The 16,392-nt window shown below is 67.6% G+C and carries 14 protein-coding genes; 6 read left to right on the top strand and 8 right to left on the bottom strand.

Annotated elements, in window-relative coordinates; all coding sequences use genetic code 11:
• Positions 1–84 precede the first annotated feature (84 nt).
• Positions 85–1,053 carry a hypothetical protein gene (locus FBZ89_RS21005; protein WP_145751860.1) on the top strand — a complete coding sequence of 323 codons (969 nt, stop codon included), beginning with the start codon at positions 85–87 and terminating at the stop codon, positions 1,051–1,053.
• Between the two features lie 69 nt (positions 1,054–1,122).
• Here the strand turns inward: FBZ89_RS21005 and urtE are convergent, their stop codons facing one another.
• The 5 genes from urtE to urtA form a co-directional block, all read right to left on the bottom strand.
• On the bottom strand, positions 1,123–1,845 hold the full coding sequence (gene urtE / locus FBZ89_RS21010) for an urea ABC transporter ATP-binding subunit UrtE (RefSeq protein ID WP_145751862.1): 723 nt from the start codon (positions 1,843–1,845) through the stop codon (positions 1,123–1,125).
• Positions 1,838–2,644, bottom strand: coding sequence for an urea ABC transporter ATP-binding protein UrtD (gene urtD, locus FBZ89_RS21015; RefSeq protein ID WP_246172402.1), 807 nt, complete (start codon positions 2,642–2,644; stop codon positions 1,838–1,840). The genes urtE and urtD overlap by 8 nt, the downstream gene beginning before the upstream one ends.
• Positions 2,641–3,747, bottom strand: a complete 1,107-nt coding sequence (urtC, locus tag FBZ89_RS21020; RefSeq protein ID WP_246172404.1) for an urea ABC transporter permease subunit UrtC — start codon at positions 3,745–3,747, stop codon at positions 2,641–2,643. Before urtC ends, urtD begins: the two co-directional genes overlap by 4 nt.
• 29 nt (positions 3,748–3,776) lie before the next feature.
• Positions 3,777–4,685 (bottom strand): urea ABC transporter permease subunit UrtB, encoded by a 909-nt coding sequence (gene urtB, locus FBZ89_RS21025; protein WP_145751866.1) that lies wholly within the window; start codon positions 4,683–4,685, stop codon positions 3,777–3,779.
• A 150-nt stretch (positions 4,686–4,835) separates the two neighbouring features.
• Positions 4,836–6,041, bottom strand: coding sequence for an urea ABC transporter substrate-binding protein (urtA, locus tag FBZ89_RS21030; protein WP_246172406.1), 1,206 nt, complete (start codon positions 6,039–6,041; stop codon positions 4,836–4,838).
• Between the two features lie 292 nt (positions 6,042–6,333).
• Between urtA and FBZ89_RS21035 the strand changes: the two genes are divergently transcribed.
• The 4 genes from FBZ89_RS21035 (at position 6,334) to FBZ89_RS21050 (ending at position 12,472) form a co-directional block, all read left to right on the top strand.
• Positions 6,334–6,687, top strand: a complete 354-nt coding sequence (locus FBZ89_RS21035; RefSeq protein WP_145751868.1) for a hypothetical protein — start codon at positions 6,334–6,336, stop codon at positions 6,685–6,687.
• 111 nt (positions 6,688–6,798) lie between these two features.
• Positions 6,799–8,070 carry a TolC family protein gene (locus tag FBZ89_RS21040; RefSeq protein ID WP_145751870.1) on the top strand — a complete coding sequence of 424 codons (1,272 nt, stop codon included), beginning with the start codon at positions 6,799–6,801 and terminating at the stop codon, positions 8,068–8,070.
• A complete protein-coding gene (locus FBZ89_RS21045) occupies positions 8,067–9,359 on the top strand; it encodes an efflux RND transporter periplasmic adaptor subunit (protein WP_145751871.1) in 1,293 nt (430 codons plus the stop codon). Before FBZ89_RS21040 ends, FBZ89_RS21045 begins: the two co-directional genes overlap by 4 nt.
• Entirely contained in the window at positions 9,356–12,472 is a 3,117-nt protein-coding gene (locus FBZ89_RS21050) for an efflux RND transporter permease subunit (RefSeq protein WP_145751873.1), read from the top strand. The genes FBZ89_RS21045 and FBZ89_RS21050 overlap by 4 nt, the downstream gene beginning before the upstream one ends.
• 164 nt (positions 12,473–12,636) lie before the next feature.
• On the opposite strand, the gene FBZ89_RS21055 is transcribed toward FBZ89_RS21050, so the two are convergent.
• The 3 genes from FBZ89_RS21055 to madL are packed head-to-tail and all read right to left on the bottom strand — an operon-like array spanning position 12,637 to position 14,568.
• A complete protein-coding gene (locus FBZ89_RS21055) occupies positions 12,637–13,359 on the bottom strand; it encodes a GntR family transcriptional regulator (RefSeq protein ID WP_145751875.1) in 723 nt (240 codons plus the stop codon).
• A 6-nt stretch (positions 13,360–13,365) separates the two neighbouring features.
• Positions 13,366–14,130: a malonate transporter subunit MadM gene (madM, locus tag FBZ89_RS21060; protein WP_040846233.1), complete on the bottom strand. Its 765-nt coding sequence runs from the start codon at positions 14,128–14,130 to the stop codon at positions 13,366–13,368.
• A 12-nt stretch (positions 14,131–14,142) separates the two neighbouring features.
• Positions 14,143–14,568, bottom strand: a complete 426-nt coding sequence (madL, locus tag FBZ89_RS21065) for a malonate transporter subunit MadL (RefSeq protein WP_040846234.1) — start codon at positions 14,566–14,568, stop codon at positions 14,143–14,145.
• Between the two features lie 171 nt (positions 14,569–14,739).
• Here madL and mdcA point away from each other — a divergent pair, with 171 nt between their 5' ends.
• Entirely contained in the window at positions 14,740–16,386 is a 1,647-nt protein-coding gene (mdcA, locus tag FBZ89_RS21070) for a malonate decarboxylase subunit alpha (protein WP_145751877.1), read from the top strand.
• Positions 16,387–16,392: the final 6 nt, after the last annotated feature.

Consider the following 16,392-nt stretch of genomic DNA (forward strand, 5'->3'; position numbering starts at 1 on the left):
ACATATGCCGATATCTTCCTTCGATCCGGTGAGCATAGCGCCATAGGGGATTAAGCGGCATTGAAGTAAGTCAGGAAAGGAGATATGTTGGAACTGTTGGTTGGTAAATGGGGGCGAACCATGGATGGCACAGGAAGTCCATCACTTCCAGAAAAGCAGGCATTTGAACATTACGCGTTCGAGTTTCGCGTCAGAGCTCGGAATCATAACATCATTGCAAATCTAATTCTCATTATAATTGTTTCTCTTTTTGGTTTATCTGTCTATATTTTCTTGAACGCACAGGAAATAGATAAATCGAAACCCCCTATATCTACTTACAAAGAACTCGAGTTAGCGCGGATTAGCCAGGAAAAAATATTGGAATTAGCGAAATCTGAACTAGAGGGCTTGAAGCGAGAACAATCGGTCGGGGCTCGCACCATATCGGACATTCTCGGGGCGATGGTAGTTGTCGGTCAGTCCAACGAAAGATTAAATCTTATAAATAAAAAAGAAGATCTTTTGGAAAAATATGGATATTACTCAAGTATAAATGAAGCAAAATCGAAAGAAGAGATAGATTCTCAGATTTTTTCAGTTTCTATTATGCTGAAAGATCTCGATAATGAGTTAAAAAAAGCAAACGAAATGTTAGCCATAGGAGAATTAACAAAAACGGATGTTACACAGGTCGAGAGATATAAGAACCAGTCCGATACTGATTTAAAGATACTGAAATCAGAAGCAGAATCTGCGAGAAGTGCGAATGATATTGAAGGTAAATACAAAGACACTGACACAATAACACTAATAAGAACCAGCCTAATAAGATTTGGCGGCGTTGGTGTTGTTTTATTCTTAATTAGCATATTAGTTCCGATATACAAACACAATATAAAGTTGTCAGCATATTACCTAGCAAGATCAGATGCCATCTCGATAAATTCGAGCCTTGGCACTAAAAACTTAAAGGAGTTAACCAATATTCTTACTCCGAATTATCTATTCGAGAAAGAACCGAACACCCCACTGAATGAAATAGCAAGAGCAATTAGCAGCTTACAAAAATAAATCAATCATGCCGCAAGTCATGTATTTATTGAATAAATGTTTTGTTATTTATCTTCAGAAATAATAATCTCAAATATTCACCAGGTGCGCCACCTCCGCCGCCGTCTCGTCGCGCGTGCTGCCGGCGCGGATGATGCGGCCGCGCTGCATGACGCGGTAGCTGTCGGCGAAGGACCAGGCGAAGTCCAGGTACTGCTCCACGATCAGGACGGTGACGCCCAGGTCGGCGCGGATGCGGCGCAGAGCGTCCTCGATCTGCTGGACCACGGAGGGCTGGATGCCTTCCGTCGGTTCGTCCAGCAAAAGCAGGCTGGGCTGGCCCGCCAGGGCGCGGCCGATGGCCAGTTGCTGCTGTTCGCCGCCGCTGAGCACGCCGCCCTTGCGGTTGATGATCTGCGCCAGCTTGGGGAACAGGTCGAAGATGTGGTCGGGCACGCCCGCCTTCATCGCCCCGCCGCCGCGGCCGGCCAGGGCGGACAGGCCGGTCTCCAGGTTCTCCCGCACCGTCAGGTGGGGGAAGATGTGGCGGCCCTGGGGGACGTAGCCGATGCCGGCGCGGGCGCGCTGGTGGGGGCCCAGGGCGCTGACATCGCGGCCATGGAAGGTCATGCGGCCGGCGGTCAGGCGCTGGGCGCCGATGATGGTCTTCAGCAGGGTGGTCTTGCCCACGCCGTTGCGGCCGATCAGCGCCACGGCGCCGCCGGCGGGCACGTCCAGGTCAATGTCCCACAACACCTGGCTCTGGCCATAGGATGTCGCCACCCCGTCAAGTGTCAGCAACGGTTCAGCCATGGGTGTCCCCCTTCGTGCGGCCCAGATACACGGCGGCGACGTCCGCGTCGGCGCGGATGGCGGCCACGCTGCCTTCCTTCAGGAACTGGCCCTGGTGCATGACGGTGACGCGGGCGTCCAGCTGCTCCAGGAAACTCATGTCATGGTCGATGACCAGCACGGTGTGCTGCCCGACCAGGCGGCGGATCAGGGCCGCCGTCTGGCTGGTTTCCGCCGGGCCCATGCCGGCCGTGGGTTCATCCAGCAGCAGCAGGTCGGCGCGCGTCGCCACCACCATGCCGATCTCCAGCCATTGCTTCTCGCCATGCGCCAGCTGGCCGGCCGGGGCGGCGGCGCGGTCGGCCAGGCCGATGGTTTCCAGGATTTCGGCCACGCGGGCCTTCTCCTCCGCCGCCACGCCGTGGCGGAAGGTCGACCACCAGCGCCGGTCGCGCCGGGCGGCGATCATCAGGTTGTCCACCACCGACAGGCCGGGCAGCACGCCCGGCGTCTGAAACTTGCGGCAGATGCCCCGGCGCACGATCTCATGCTCCGGCAAATGGGTGATGTCCTGGTCCTTGAAGATCACCCGGCCGCTGGTGGCCCGCACCCGGCCGATGATGGTGTCGCACAGCGTGGACTTGCCCGCCCCGTTGGGCCCGATCAGCACCCGCAGGGTGCCCCGGTCCAAGGTGAGGCTGAAGCCGTTCAGGGCCTTGAACCCGTCGAAGTCCACCGTCACCCCATCCACGGCCAGCAACAAGGGGCTGGCGGGCGCGGTGGTGCCGATGTGGTGGGCCGTGGCCGCCATCGCGTTCATTTCGATCCTCCAACGATAAAGGATTTCAGACGCTTCCCCCAAGGGGTGGCGCCGGCATCGGCCACCAGGCCGGCCAGGCCGCCGGGCAGCAGGGTGACCACCAGCACGAATACCAGGCCCAGGGCGTAGAGCCACAGGTCGGGGAAGGCGCTGCTGACGCCGTCCTTGGCCAGGTTGACGGCCAGGGTGCCGGCGACGGCGCCGGCCAGGCTGTTGCGGCCCCCCACCGCCACCCAGATGACCATCTCGATGGACGGCACCACGCCGACCAGGGCCGGTGACACCACGCCAGCGTGCAGGGTGAACAGCGCGCCGGCCAGGCCGGCCAGCACGGCGCCGATGGTGAAGGCCACCACCTTGAACGGCGTGGGGTCGTAGCCCAGGAAACGGATGCGGTTCTCGCCATCCCGGATGGCGCGCAGCAGCAGGCCGTAGCGCGACGCCATCAGGGCGCGCAGGGCCACGAACACCCCCACCACCAGGGCCAGGGTCAGCCAGTACAGGCCATGCGCCGCCGCCGGCGTGCCGAGTTCCACGCCCATCAAGGTCTGGAAATCCGTCAGGCCGTTGAAGCCGCCGGTGGAGGGCTGCTGGCTGATCAGCAGGGTGGCGAAGGCCAGCGCCAGCGCCTGGGTGATCAGGGCGAAATAGACGCCGCCCACCCGCCGCCGGAACACCGCCCAGGAGAACAGGGCCGCCAGCGCGCCCGGCACCAGCACCACGCCCAGGATGGCGACCAGGGGGCTTTTGAACGGCACCCACCACCAGGGCAGGGCGTCCAGGCCGCTCCACACCATGAAGTCGGGCAGGTCGCCGTCGGCCAGCGCCGCCAGCTTCATGTGCATGGCGATGGCGTAGCCGCCCAGGCCGAAGAACACGCCCTGGCCCAGGCTCAGCACCCCGCCCTGGCCCCACACCAGCACCAGGCCCATGGCCAGCAGCGCCATGGCCAGGAAGCGGGCCAGCAGGTTCAGCTCATAGGCGGAGACCAGCCAGGGGGCCAGCGCGGCCAGGGCCACCACCGCCAGCGACAGTGCCAAAGGCCGGCCCAGGGCGACGCCGGGCAGCAGTCCCGGGAGTGGCGTCTCTTTGCGCATGCTCATGTCCATGCCGTCCTCCTTCATCTGGCGCCTCACGCGTCCAGCGCGCGGGACCGCACGGCCACCACCCCCTGGGGACGGAACTGGATGAACCCGATGACGAACAGCAGCAGCAGCACCTGCGCCAGGCTGACATCGACCAGGATCTGCACCAGCGCCGAGAACAGCCCCACGATCAGCGAGGCGATGGCCGTGCCCTTCAGGCTGCCCAGGCCGCCCAGCACCACCACCAGGAAGGCCGGCACGACATAGCTTTGCCCGACATTGGGGGTGACGGGGCCCAGCAGGGCCAGCACCACGCCGGCCAGGCCGGCGATGCCGGTGCCCAGGCAGAACACCGAGAGGTCCACCGCCCGCACGTTGATGCCCGCCGCCGCCGCCATGCCCCGGTCCTGGTTCACGGCGCGCACCAGCAGGCCGATGCGCGTGCGGGCCAGCAGCAGGCCGAGCGCGCCCATGACGGCGAAGGCCACGGCCAGGATGAACAGGCGGGTGGCGGGAATGGTCAGGCCCTCGAGCAGGCCGGAAGGGACCGTGTAGGCGTGGTTCAGCCATTCCGGCGCCCGCACGTCCACGCCGATGGCGCCGAAGATGTTGCGGGCGGCCTGCTGCAGGATCAGGCTGACGCCCCAGGTGGCCAGCAGCGTGTCCAGCGGCCGGGCCGACAGGCGCTTGATCAGCGTCGTCTCCAGCACCGCGCCCACGGCCGCCGCGCCCAGGAAGGCGACGGGCATAGCGGCCAGGATGCCCAGCGGCCCCGGCACCACCTGCAAGGTCAGGTAGGCGAGGTAGCCACCCAGCATCAGCATCTCACCATGCGCCATGTTGATGACGCGCATGAGGCCGAAACTCAGCGCCAGGCCCAGGGCCGCCAGCACGTACAGCGAGGCGACGCTGAACCCGTTGAAGACTTGGCCGGCGATCAAAGGCCAGTGAGTCATGGTGTTTGCTCCCTCACACGCCGGGCGGCCACGTCCGTGGCCTTGGCTATCCTCGATTTCCAGTCCGCTGACGCTCCCCGGAAATCTCCGGCGGACGCGGTCGCGCCCTACAACGGCAAGGGGCGCCGCCCCTTGCCGTTGGCGTTTTCATCAGCTCGCCGGGCACTTCTTGCCCGGGAAGACCAGGGGATCGTACGGGTCAGGATCGATGGTGCCCTTGGACTGCCAGATGATCTTGAACTGGCCGGTGGGGTCCAGCTGGCCGATGTAGCCGGTCTGCACCAGGCTCTGGTTGGCGGCGAACTTCACCTTGCCCATGGCGGTGTCGAGATAGTCCAGCGCCACCGCCGCCGCCCGCACCTTCTCCGGATCGAAGCTGCCGGCCTTTTCCACCGCCGCCTTCCAGGCGTAGACGTCGACATAGCCATGGACCATGGGGTCGGTGACGGCCGCACCCGCGCCGAACTTGGCTTGGTAGGCCGACACGAACTTCTTGTTGGCGGCCCCGTCCAGGCTCTGGAAATAGTTCCAGGCGGCGTAGCTGCCCTCCACCAGGCTGGGGCCCATGGCCACGGCCTCTTGCTCGCCGATGCTGAAGGACATGACGGGCAGCTTGGCCGAAGGCAGGCCGGCGGCGGCCATCTGCTTGAAGAAGCTGACGTTGCTGTCGCCGTTCAGGGTGCTGAAGATGATGTCGGGCTTGGCCGCCTGCACCTTGGCGATGACGGCGCTGAAATCGGTGCCGCCCAGGGGCACGTATTCCTCGCCCGCCACCTTCAGCTTATCGGCATCGATATGCTTCTTCAGGATCAGGTTGGCGGTGCGGGGGAAGACGTAGTCCGACCCGATGAGGAAGTAGCTTTTGTAGCCCTTCTCCACCGCCCATTGCAGGGCTGGCAGGATCTGTTGGTTGGGCTGGGCGCCGGAATACATGATGTTGGGCGAGCACTCGTTGCCCTCGAACTGCACCGGGTACCACAGCAGGCTCTTCAGCTTCTGGAACACCGGCAGCATGGCCTTGCGGCTGGCCGAGGTCCACCCGCCGAAGACGGTGACCACGCCGCCGTCCTGCACCAGCTTGGTCGCCTTCTGGGCGAAGATGGCGGGGTCGGACGCGCCGTCCTCCACCACCGGCTCGATCTTCTTGCCCAGCACGCCGCCGCCGGCATTGATCTCCTCAATGGCCAGGATCTCGGCGTTCTTCACCGTGACCTCGCTGATGGCCATGGTGCCGGTCAGCGACTGCAGCACGCCCACCTTCACCGTGTCGGCGGCCCAGGCCGTCGCCGGCGCCGACAGGCTGGTCGCCGCCAGCAGCAGGGCCGCGAGACCGACCGGCTTGTACATCCCCCTCATCACCATCCCCTTCCCGTTCGCTTTGGTCTTTCGCCGCCATGGACGCGGCGACCACGGGGCAAAGGCTAGGGCCCGGAGAGGGAACCGGGTATGGGGCGTTTAACGTAGCGGGCCGGGAGGGAGGACGGTTTGGGAAGGCATTCATGGTCCGCTTGCCGCGGGAAACTACAGACGCCTCTCGCATGCCGCATTGCATTTCTGGCCCGCGTGGCCTACCTCTAGCGGCATGTCGCGCCGCCCACTTCCCCCTTCGCGGAAGACGCCTGCCTTTCCCGCCCATCGGCTGGGCAGGGTGGCGGCGTGCCTGCGCGGCCTGGTTCTGGCCTTCCTGGTGCTGTCCTTCCTGGGCGCCATCACGGTTCAGGCCATGCCCGTGGACCTGCCCCCCACCGTGACGGCCGCGGCCATGCCCGGTGACTGCCCCATGGTCCATTCCGCCGGCACACCGGCCAAGGGCGGACCCTGCCACGGCTTGAACGCGGCCTGTCTCAAGCAGATGGGTTGCCTGGGCCTCTCGCTCCTGCCGGAGCGGACCGGCCAGCCCGTGGCCCCGGCCGGTTTCGGTGACGCCTTCTTCTGGCAGCCGTCAACCGCCATGGCCGGCCTGTCCATCACGCCGGAACCCTTCCCTCCCATCGTCGCGTGAGCGGGGCACCCTGAGGGTGCCCTTGTCGCCTCGGGCATCGACGCCCGAGGCCCGTTCACGCCGCCGGCATCGCCATGCCGGCCCCGATACCCTTTCGGGAAGGGAACCCTCATGACCCGATACACCCATGCCCGCACGGCCACCGCCGTGGCGGCGCTGGCCCTCATGCTCGCGTCCGGCACGCGGGCGGATATCATCCCCACCCCTGACGTCCCGGCGCTGGGCGCCAACCTGGACGGCCTGCTGGACGCCGCCCGGCACCTGAACCCAAGCCTGCAGGCCGCCGCGCTGGAAACCGCGGCGGCCGATGCCGAGGCCTCCGCCGCCGGCGCGCTGGACGACCCGACCTTCCGCGTCAATTCCGACGAGGTGGACCGCACCAGCGGCCCCCGCATCAACAAGACCTACATCACGGTCGAGCAGGAGTTCCCCCTGTGGGGCAAGCGCGACCTGCGCCGCAGCGCCGCCCTGGCGGCGGTGGACGCGGCGCGGGGCCGGGAACGGGCGGCGGGCCTGGAATTGGCGGAGCGCATCAAGGGCACCTTCGCCCTGTACGCCGCCGCGTCGGCCGCCCTGGCCGTCAACGACGACGTCCTGCGCCTGGATCGCCAGATAGCCAAGAACGCGGCCGACCGCTATGGCCAAGGCCTGGGCAGCCAGGGCGACGCCCTGACGGCCGCCGCCGAAGCGGCCCGCACGGAGGTGGAGAACGCCCGGCTGACCGCCGACCGCCGCGCCGCCGCCGCGCGCCTGAACACCCTGCTGGCGCGTCCGGCGGATACGGCCCTGGCCGAGCCCTCCGGCGGCCGTCCCCTGCCGGTGTCCACCCCACCCCTGACGGTGCTGGCCGACCGGGCCCAGGCCGACAATCCCCGCCTGGCGGCCGGCCTGGCGGAGGTGCGCGGCGCCGAGGAAGAACGCCGCCTAGCCGCCAAGGCCTGGTACCCCGACCTGACCCTGGCGGTGGGCGCCATCCAGCGCGACAACGGCCCCACCGGCTATACCGCCACCGTCGGCTTCAAGATCCCCCTGCAGGCGGAGCCGAAGCGGGCGAAGGAACGCCAGGCGGTGGCCAAGGCCAACGCCACCCAGCAAAGCCTGGCCGCCACGGCCGCGGACATCGAAGGCGACCTGGCCGAGGCGCTGGCGGCGCTGAACGCCGCCCGCCAGCAGGCCGGCGTGTACCGGGCGCAGCTGCTGCCAGACCTCGGCGGCGCCCATGACGCCGCCCTGGCCGCCTATGGCCGGGGGCAAGGCAGCCTGGCCGCCGTGCTGGACGCGGAGCACCGCCTGCACCAGGCCCGCCTGGATTTGCTGCGCATCGAGGTCGAGGGTCAAAAAGCCCTGGCCGCCTTGGAACGTCTGGTGGGAGGTCCGCTATGACCCGCGCCCGTTTTCTTATCGGCCTGGTCCTCGCCCTCGCCGCCACCCAGGCGGCCCAGGCTGAGACTTCGCCCCAGGTCCCCGCCGACAAGGGCAAGGTTCTGTACTACCGCAACCCCATGGGGCTGCCGGACACCTCGCCCGTGCCCAAGAAGGACGGTATGGGCATGGACTACATGCCGGTCTACGCCGATGGGGCCGAGCCGGCGGGCACGGTGCGGGTCGCCCCCGGCAAGCTGCAGACCCTGGGCGTGAGGACCGCCCCGGTGGAGGAGGTGCCGGCCCTGGCGGGCACCGTGCAGGCGACCGGCACCATCGCCCTGGATGAACGGCGCCAGATCGTGGTGACCACCCGGGCGGAGGGCTGGGTGGAGACATTGGCCGTGGCCGCCACCGGCGACACCGTGCGGCGGGGGCAGGTGATGGCCCAGCTTTACGCTCCGGACCTGCTGACGGCGGAGAAAGAATACTTGCTGGCCCGGTCACTGGCCTCGGACGGCCATGCGGACATGGGTCACGGCAGCGCGGCCGACCTGGTGTCCGCCGCCGTGTCGCGTTTGAAGGCGCTGGACATCCCGGCGGAGGAGATCGCGCGGCTGCAGCGCAGCGGCGAGGCCGCCAGCCGGATACCGATCCGGGCGCCGGCGGATGGCGTGGTCATCGACAAGCCGGTGGTGGCGGGTATGCGCGCGGGGCCCGGCGAGCCGCTGTACCGCATCGCCGACCTGTCCAGCGTCTGGCTGGTGGCCGAGGTGGCGGAGCGCGAGGTCGGCCTGGTCCGCCCCGGCCAGGCCGCCCACGCCGCCCTGGCGGCTTATCCCGGCCGCCGGTTCGACGGGGTGGTGGACTTCATCTACCCCACCCTGTCCCGGGAAACGCGGACGGCCCGGGTGCGCATCGTTCTGCCCAACCGCGACCGCGCCCTGCTGGCCGACATGTACGCCAGCGTGACCATAGATACCCCGCGCGCCGGCGGCGATGGCGGACCCCCGCTGGTGATCCCGGACTCCGCCGTCCTGGACGGCGGCGGCCGGCAGACGGTGCTGCTGGATCTGGGCGACGGCCGCTTCCAGCCGCGCGCCGTCCACCTGGGCGTACGGGGCGATGGCAAGGTCGAGGTGCGCGACGGCCTGCGGAAGGGTGACCGCGTGGTGGTCGGCGCCAATTTCCTGATCGACGCGGAAAGCAACCTGAAGGCGGCCCTGGAGGCCTTCACGACCAGCCCAACCTCCACGTTCAACAGGGGCACGTCCGACAGGGGCACGTCCAACGGGGGGGGCAAGCCATGATCGCCCGCCTCATCGACTGGTCGGCCGCCAACAAGGTGCTGGTGCTGGCGGCCACCCTGTTCATCGCCGCGCTGGGCGCCTGGTCCTTGCGGCACACGCCGCTGGACGCCCTGCCCGACCTGTCCGACACCCAGGTCATCGTCTACACCGATTATCCCGGCCAGGCGCCGCAGGTGGTGGAGGACCAGGTGACCTATCCCCTGTCCACCGCCCTGCTGGCGGTGCCCCGGTCCAAGGTGGTGCGCGGCTTTTCCAACTTCGGCGTCTCCTTCGTCTATGTGGTGTTCGAGGAGGGGACGGATCTCTACTGGGCGCGCTCCCGCGTGCTGGAATATCTGAACGTCGCGCAAAAGCGGCTGCCGGCCGGCGCCACGCCCTCGCTGGGGCCGGACGCCACCGGCGTAGGCTGGGTCTATCAGTACGTGGTGCAGGGGGCCGGCCGCACGCTGGCCGAATTGCGCAGCCTTCAGGACTGGCTGGTCCGCTACCAGCTGGCCAAGGCCGACGGCGTGGCCGAAGTGGCGGCGCTGGGCGGGTTCGAGCGCCAGTATCAGGTGGTGGTCGATCCCCGCAAGCTGCAGGCCTACGGCATCCCCCTGTCGGCGGTGTCGGACGCCGTTCGCGCCTCCAACCGCGATGTCGGCGGCCGCACGCTGGAGATGGCGGAAACCGAGTACATGGTGCGCGGGCGGGGCTATCTCCGCGACGCCGGCGACCTGGAACGGGTGGTGCTGAAGGCCGACGCCGCCGGGGCCGCCCCCGTGCTGCTGCGCGACGTGGCCCGGGTGGAACTGGGACCGGACGAGCGGCGCGGCATCGGCGAGCTGGACGGCCGGGGCGAGGCCGTGGGCGGCATCGTCATCAAGCGCGACGGCGCCGACGCCCTGACCACCATCGCCAGCGTCAAGCGGCGGCTGGCGGAACTGCTGCCGGCGTTGCCGGAGGGCGTGACCCTCAAGGCGGTGTACGACCGATCCGATCTCATCGACCGGGCCATCGAGACGCTGAAACATACCTTGCTGGAGGAAAGCCTGATCGTGGCGGCGGTCTGCGTCGTCTTCCTGTTCCATGTGCGCAGCGCCCTGGTCGCCATCATCACCCTGCCCATCGGCATCCTGGCGGCCTTCGCGGTCATGCGACCGCTGGGCATTGGCGCCAACATCATGAGCCTGGGCGGCATCGCCATCGCCCTGGGCGCCATGGTGGACGCCGCCATCGTCATGATCGAGAACGCGCACAAGCATGTCGAGCGGCTGGCCCCAGGCGAACCCCGCGCCCCCGCCCTGCTGGCGGCGGCGCGGGAGGTGGGGCCGTCGCTGTTCTTCAGCCTGCTGGTCATCGTCGCGTCCTTCCTGCCGGTGTTCGCGCTGGAGGCGCAGGAGGGGCGGCTGTTCAAGCCCCTGGCCTACACCAAGACCTTCGCCATGGCCGGCGGCGCCCTGCTGTCCGTCACCCTGGTGCCGGTGCTGATGCTGTTCTTCGTGCGCGGGCGCATCGTGCCGGAGGCGCGCAACCCCCTGAACCGCGCCCTGATCGCGGCCTATCGTCCGCTGATCACCCTGGTGCTGCGCTGGCCCAAGATGACGGTGCTGGCGGCCGTGCTGGCCCTGGCGGCCACGGCCTGGCCGGTGTCGCGCCTGGGGTCGGAGTTCATGCCGGACCTGAACGAGGGCACGCTGTTGTTCATGCCGGCCACCCTGCCCGGCATTTCCGTCACCAAGGCGGCGGACCTGCTGCAGACGCAGGACCGCATCCTGAAGTCGTTCCCCGAGGTGGCATCCGTCTATGGCAAGGCGGGGCGTGCCGCCTCCGCCACCGACCCCGCCCCGCTGGAGATGAGCGAGACGGTGGTGACCCTGAAGCCGCAGGCCGACTGGCGGCCCGGCCTGACCCTGGACGGCCTGGTGCGTGAAATGGACCAGGCCCTGCAATTGCCAGGGGTCAGCAACGCCTGGACCATGCCCATCAAGGCCCGCATCGACATGCTGTCCACCGGCATCCGCACACCGGTCGGCGTCAAGGTGTTCGGTCCCGACCTGGCGGTGTTGGAGCGGCTGACAACGGCGGTGGAGACGGCGGTGCGCGGCGTGCCCGGCACCACCAGCGCCTATGCCGAGCGCCTGGGCGGAGGGCACTACCTGGAGATCACGCCCGACCGCGACCGCATCGCCCGCTATGGCCTGGGCATCGACGCCGTGCAGCAGGTGGTGGCCACGGCCCTGGGTGGGGAGACGGTGACCACGACGGTGGAGGGGCGGGAGCGCTATGGCGTCATCGTCCGCTATCCCCGCGACCTGCGGGACAGTCCGCAGGCCATCGCCAGCCAGGTGCTGGTGCCCCTGCCCAACGGCGCCATGGTGCCGCTGGGCGACTTGGCCGGGGTGGCCCTCACCCAGGGCCCGCCGTCCATCCGCACCGAGAACGCGCAGCTGGTCGGCTACGTCTACGTCGACATGCATGGCCGCGACGTGGGCGGCTATGTGGCGGAGGCGGCGCGGGCCGTGGCGGCCAAGGTCACCCTGCCGCCCGGTTACCGGCTGGAGTGGAGTGGGCAGTTCGAGTATCTGCAGCGGGCCAAGGCCAAGCTGGCCCTGGTCGTCCCCGCCACGCTGGGCGTCATCTTCATGCTGCTGTACCTGAACTTCGGTCGGCTGACGGAAACGCTGATCGTCATGCTGTCGGTGCCCTTCGCCCTGGTGGGTGGCGCCTGGTTGCTGTGGGCCCTGGGCTACAACATCAGCGTCGCGGTGGCCGTGGGCTTCATCGCGCTGGCCGGCGTGGCGGCGGAGACCGGGGTGGTCATGCTGATCTACCTGGACCACGCCTGGTCGGCCACCTTGGCCCGGCGGGGGCTGGAGGGCGCCCCGGCGTCAGCCGCCGACCTGCGGGCCGCCATTCTGGAAGGGGCCGTGGAGCGGGTGCGGCCCAAGATGATGACGGTGGTGGCCATCATGGCCGGCCTGCTGCCCATCCTGTGGAGCACCGGCGCGGGCTCCGAGGTCATGCGCCGCATCGCCGTGCCCATGGTGGGCGGTATGGTCTCCTCCACCGTCCTGACCCTGCTGGTGATCCCGGCGTTGTATGCCTTGGTGAAGCGGCGCTCGGTCGGATAGGGGCGCAGGGGGTGAGGGCGCGGTCGTCAAGACCGCGCCCCGCTTCCAAGAGGCTTCAGGCCCGCTTGCGGCCGGTGAGCATGGCCCGGCATTCCAGTGGAAAGACGATCGGACATTCTGGCCCGCGGCGCCCGGCTGGACGAGGCCATGCCGGGTACCGGCTATCACCGCCCGCCGGCACCGCCGGGATCGTTGGACACCTGGCCGATATGTTCCCCGATATAGCGTTCCAGCGCCGTGGCCGCGTTCAGCATGTGGGCGCGCATGCGGCGGGCGGCCGTCTCCCCATCCCCCTCGGCGATGGCGGCCATGACGCTGTCGTGTTCCTGGCGGGAATGGGCCATGCGGTCGCCGTGGCGCAGCTGGGTCCGGCGGAAGGCGTTCAGCCGCTTGCGCACCGCCATCGCCTGTTCCGCCATGAAGCTGTTGTGGGTGGCCCGGTAAAGGGTTTCGTGGAATTCCCGGTTGAAGGCGTCATAGGCATCGACGTCGCCCCGCTGCACCATCTCCAGGGAGTCCCCGTGCAACCGCATCAGGCGGCTGCGTTCCAGCGGAGTCATGCGATGCGTGGCGAGGCGCACGCACATGGCCTCGATCTCCGCCGTGGCCTCGAACATGTCCATGATGCGCTCGGGCGTCAGGCGCGTCACGACCACGCCCCGCCGGGGACGCATCTCCACCAGGCCGCTGACGGCCAGCTGGCGCAACGCCTCGCGCACGGGCGTGCGCGAGGCGCCGAACCGGTCAGCCAGATCCTGCTCGTCCAGTTGCATCCCGGCGGGCAGGTCGCCCCGGGCGATCTCGTCCGTCAGCGCGTCACGGATCCGGTCCGAGAGCAGCGCCCGTTCCTCGGACAGGCCTTCCGTCAGGTCGACGACCGCGCTCATGATGTCTCAGCCCCCCACGATGCCCCGGACGATAAGATAAAGGATCGACGGGGCGACAAGGCAACCTAGACCTGTATGGAAGGTGGCCGTCAAGGCGCCGTAGGGCACCAGCCGCCGATCGGTCGCCGCCAGCCCGCCGGACACGCCGCTGACCGTTCCCATCAGGCCGCCGAAAACCATGGCGCTGCGTGGGTTGTCCAGGCCGATGGCCTTGGCCACGATCGGCGTGCCGACCATGACCAGCACCGCCTTGAAGACGCCGGTGGCGATGGACAGGGCCATGACCGCCGAGCTGGCCCCCAGGGCGGCCCCGGTCACCGGGCCGACGATGTAGGTGACGGCGCCGGCGCCGATGGTTGTGATGGACACGGCGTCGGTGTAGCCGAAGGCGACCGCGATGAGGGAGCCGACGATGAAAGGCAGGATGGTGCCCAGCGCCAGGGCCAGCGCGCCGACCGCGCCCGCCTTGCGCGCCTGGACCACGTCCACCTCGAACGCCGTGGCCACGATGGCGAAGTCGCGCAGCATGGCACCGCCCATCAGGCCGATGCCGGCGAAGACCGGGATGTCCACGACGCCCTTGTCACCGCCCGTCCACAGGCCGGCGGCGAAGGCGGCCGCAAGCCCGATGACGATGGCGATGGCCGAGCCGTGGACCCGGCCGAACAGAAGACGCTTCGAAATCGCGTTCGACAGCCACATCACCAGGCCGACGACGGCGAACGCGGTCAACAGCGCGTTGGCGGACAGCGCGTGCTTCAGGATTTCCATGACCGTCCTCCGTCAGACCGTGGGCTCGCCGGCGGACGGCGTGCGCGCCCTGGCCTTGGCTTCGATCTCATCCATGGTTTCCCCCTTCTTGCCGATACGGCTGATCAGGGCGACGGTGGCGAAGCAGACCAGCACGGCGGCCACACCGGCGATGAGCACCAGCGGCCCGCTGCGCGCCGCCACCAGCACGTTCTGCTGGGCCGCCATGGCCACCACGATGGGAATGTAGAGGGCGCCCCAGAACTCGACCCCGAACTTGACGCCGGCGGTCATCAACCCGCGGCGGGTGAGCCACAGCCGCGCGGCGATCAGCAGCAACATGGCGATGCCCACACCGCCGACATTCGCCTTGACGCCCAGGGCCGACCCCAGCAGGTCGCCCAGGAAGCCGCCCAGAAGGGTGCAGATGGCCAGCAGCGCCACACCGGAGATGGTCATGGGCGACCTCCCCCGCACACCGGTCGATCAAAACGCAAAGCCGCCATCATATCCCTCCCGTGCATGCAGACTCTCTCGGTCCGCAGTTTTAAAAATACACGATATTGAATTTTTCGCAATTGAGGATACATTGACCTCGACAAATCCACCTTGCGCATACGAAGGTCGATCATGCGGGATTGGAACACCAAGGGCCGGGACAGACAGGCGCGGCTGGAAGCGGGCCAGCGCCTGGCCACGGGCAAGATCGTCGCCGCCCAGGACCTCATCACCTTCCTGGAGGCGATCCTGCGCCCCGGCGACCGGGTCTGCCTGGAGGGGGACAACCAGAAGCAGGCGGACGTGCTGGCCAAGGCGCTGGCCAAGGTGGATCCGGCCAAGGTCAACGGCCTGCACATGGTGCAGTCGGGCGTGGTCCTGCCCGAGCATCTGGACATCTTCGAAACCGGGATCGCCCGGCGGCTGGACTTCTCATACTCCGGCCCGCAGTCGGCGCGGATCGCGCGCATGATGTTCGGCGGCCAGATCGAACTGGGCGCCGTCCACACCTACCTGGAGCTGTTTGCCCGCTATTTCATCGACCTGACGCCCCAGGTGGCGCTGATCGCGGCGGTCAGCGCCGACAAGGACGGCAACCTGTATACCGGCCCCAACACGGAAGACACGCCCACCGTCGTGGAGGCCACCAGCTTCGGCAAGGGCCTGGTGATCGCCCAGGTGGGTGAGATCGTCGACCAGGTCCCGCGCGTCGACATTCCGGCCGATCAGGTTCATTTCGTGGTCGACGCCGGCCGTCCCTTCTATGTCGAGCCCCTGTTCACCCGCGACCCGGCGGCCATCACCGAAACCCAGATCCTGACGGCCATGCTGGCCATCAAGGGACTGTACGCCCCCTACGGCGTGCGCCGGCTGAACCATGGCATCGGCTTCAACACCGCCGCCATCGAACTGCTGTTGCCCACCTATGGTGAGCGGCTGGGCCTGAAGGGCAAGGTCTGCACCCATTGGGCGCTGAACCCCCACCCCACCCTGATCCCCGCCATTGAAAGCGGGTGGGTGGAGCAGATCCATTGCTTCGGGTCCGAAGTGGGCATGGAAGACTACATGCGCGCCCGGCCGGACATCTTCTTCACCGGTCCCGACGGGTCGTTGCGGTCCAACCGGGCCTTCTGCCAGACCGCCGGCCTTTACGCCTGCGACATGTTCATCGGCTCCACCCTGCAGATCGACCTGGCGGGCAACAGCTCCACCGTCACCGGCGGCCGGGTCGCCGGGTTCGGCGGCGCGCCCAATATGGGATCGGACGCCCGCGGCCGCCGCCATCCCAGCGCCCCCTGGCTGCGCGCCGGGCAGGAGGCGGATCCGGACGGTCCCCCGCCGCTGCGGCGCGGTCGCAAGCTGGTCGTGCAGATCGGGGAAACCTTCGGCGACGGCAACGCGCCAATGTTTGTGGAGCGCCTGGGCGCGCTGGAGCTGGCCGACAAGCTGGACCTGGATCTGGCGCCGGTCATGGTCTACGGCGACGACGTCACCCACATCGTCACCGAGGAAGGCATCGCCAACCTGCTGCTGTGCCGTGACAAGGATGAACGGGAACAGGCCATTCGCGGCGTCGCCGGCTATACCGAGGTCGGCCGTGCCCGCGACCGCAAGATGGTGGAACGGCTGCGCCAACGCAAAGTCATCCAGCGCCCCGAAGATCTGGGCATCGATCCGCTGGACGCCGACCGGGGCCTGCTGGTCGCCCATTCCATCAAGGACCTGATGATCGCCTCGGGCGGGCTCTACCGGCCGCCCAGCCGCTTCCGCAATTGGTGAGGCCCC

It is taken from the genome of Nitrospirillum amazonense (assembly GCF_007828045.1).
Taxonomy (GTDB): domain Bacteria; phylum Pseudomonadota; class Alphaproteobacteria; order Azospirillales; family Azospirillaceae; genus Nitrospirillum; species Nitrospirillum amazonense_C.

Bases quoted from the DNA above. Each gene is read 5' to 3' on its own strand.
- urtC (WP_246172404.1), bottom strand. From the start codon at position 3,747: ATGAGCATGCGCAAAGAGACGCCACTCCCGGGACTGCTGCCCGGCGTC.
- urtA (WP_246172406.1), bottom strand. From the start codon at position 6,041: ATGAGGGGGATGTACAAGCCGGTCGGTCTCGCGGCCCTGCTGCTGGCG.
- madM (WP_040846233.1), bottom strand. From the start codon at position 14,130: ATGGAAATCCTGAAGCACGCGCTGTCCGCCAACGCGCTGTTGACCGCG.
- urtE (WP_145751862.1), bottom strand. From the start codon at position 1,845: ATGGCTGAACCGTTGCTGACACTTGACGGGGTGGCGACATCCTATGGC.
- madL (WP_040846234.1), bottom strand. From the start codon at position 14,568: ATGACCATCTCCGGTGTGGCGCTGCTGGCCATCTGCACCCTTCTGGGC.
- mdcA (WP_145751877.1), top strand. From the start codon at position 14,740: ATGCGGGATTGGAACACCAAGGGCCGGGACAGACAGGCGCGGCTGGAA.
- urtD (WP_246172402.1), bottom strand. From the start codon at position 2,644: ATGAACGCGATGGCGGCCACGGCCCACCACATCGGCACCACCGCGCCC.
- FBZ89_RS21045 (WP_145751871.1), top strand. From the start codon at position 8,067: ATGACCCGCGCCCGTTTTCTTATCGGCCTGGTCCTCGCCCTCGCCGCC.
- urtB (WP_145751866.1), bottom strand. From the start codon at position 4,685: ATGACTCACTGGCCTTTGATCGCCGGCCAAGTCTTCAACGGGTTCAGC.
- FBZ89_RS21040 (WP_145751870.1), top strand. From the start codon at position 6,799: ATGACCCGATACACCCATGCCCGCACGGCCACCGCCGTGGCGGCGCTG.
- FBZ89_RS21005 (WP_145751860.1), top strand. From the start codon at position 85: ATGTTGGAACTGTTGGTTGGTAAATGGGGGCGAACCATGGATGGCACA.
- FBZ89_RS21055 (WP_145751875.1), bottom strand. From the start codon at position 13,359: ATGAGCGCGGTCGTCGACCTGACGGAAGGCCTGTCCGAGGAACGGGCG.
- FBZ89_RS21050 (WP_145751873.1), top strand. From the start codon at position 9,356: ATGATCGCCCGCCTCATCGACTGGTCGGCCGCCAACAAGGTGCTGGTG.